Annotated in this window: 2 protein-coding genes and 1 pseudogene; all 3 read right to left on the reverse strand. The window is 67.1% G+C overall.

Annotated elements, in window-relative coordinates; genetic code table 11:
* The coding region (locus KH616_RS25055; RefSeq protein WP_292254957.1) for an ATP-binding cassette domain-containing protein at positions 1 to 221 on the reverse strand (221 nt) is incomplete at its 3' end.
* On the reverse strand, positions 218 to 1,207 hold the full coding sequence (locus KH616_RS25060) for an oligopeptide/dipeptide ABC transporter ATP-binding protein (protein WP_292254960.1): 990 nt from the start codon (positions 1,205 to 1,207) through the stop codon (positions 218 to 220). The genes KH616_RS25060 and KH616_RS25055, both read right to left, overlap by 4 nt.
* A 1-nt stretch (position 1,208) precedes the next feature.
* Positions 1,209 to 1,304, reverse strand: a pseudogene (locus KH616_RS25065) (peptide ABC transporter permease); the annotation flags it as partial.

Consider the following 1,304-nt stretch of genomic DNA (forward strand, 5'->3'; position numbering starts at 1 on the left):
ATCAGCGCCCGCGCGAGCGTCGATTTCCCGCAGCCCGATTCGCCGACGAGCCCGACCGTCTCGCCCCGCCTGACATCGAACGACACGCCGTCGACCGCCCGCAGCGTGCCCTTCGGCGACCACGGATAACCGCCGAGCGGCACGCGGAAATGCACCTTCAGGTCCTGGACGGACAACAGCGTGTCCGCCGATCCATCCTGCTTCAGATCGATGACGCTCATCGCAGTCCTCCCGTCAGATCAGCCACCGGCCGGTGGCATGCGCGCACCGCGCCGGCCGCACCATACGCTTCGAGCGCCGGGCGCGAGATATTGCACGCGTTTTCCACATAGGCGCAACGCTGCGCGAACGCGCAGCCTGCCGGCGCCATGCCCGGCAGCGGCGGGTTGCCCGGGATCGCGACGAGCGGCGCGTCGTCGGCATCGGTCAGCCGCGGCAGCGCGTTGAGCAGCCCGACCGTGTACGGATGCGACGGCGAGGCGAAGATCGACGCGGCCGGTGCGTATTCGACGGTACGGCCCGCATACATCACCATCACGTCGTCCGCGAGGCCCGCGACGACGCCCATATCGTGCGTGATCAGCACGATCGCGGTGCCGCGTTCGCGGTTCAGCTCGCGCAGCAGGTCGATGATCTGTGCCTGAACGGTCACGTCGAGCGCGGTCGTCGGTTCGTCGGCAATCAGGATTTCCGGTTCGGACAGCAACGCCATCGCGATCATCACGCGCTGCCGCATGCCGCCGGAAAACTCGTGCGGATACATGCGGATGCGCCGTGCCGCGTCGGGAATGCGCACCGATTCGAGCGCCTCGATCGCACGCGCGACGGCCGCCTTGCGCGACATCTTGCGATGCAGCTGCAGGCTTTCGGTCATCTGCCGCTCGATCGTCAGGAACGGATTGAGCGACGTCATCGGATCCTGGAAGATCATCGCGATGCGATCGCCGCGCACGGCGTTCAACGCATGCGCGTCCATCGCGAGCAGATCCTGTCCGCGATAGCGCGCGGCGCCGCTCGTCGAGCCATTCGCGGCCAGCAGGCCGAGCATCGCCATCACGGTCTGGCTCTTGCCCGAGCCGGATTCGCCAACGATGCCGAGCGTCTTGCCCGCTTCGAGGGTGAACGAGACGCCGCTTACGGCGTCGATCGGCGGTGCATCCTTGCGCGTGAAACGCACGCCGAGGTTGTTGACTTCGAGAATGGCCATGTCAGCGGTCCTTCGGGTCCAGTGCGTCGCGCAAGCCGTCGCCGATGAAGTTGACGCAGTAGAGCGTCACGCACAGCAGCGTCGCCGGGCACAGCAG

It is taken from the genome of Burkholderia sp. (assembly GCF_018375725.1).
In the GTDB taxonomy this organism is placed as follows: domain Bacteria; phylum Pseudomonadota; class Gammaproteobacteria; order Burkholderiales; family Burkholderiaceae; genus Burkholderia.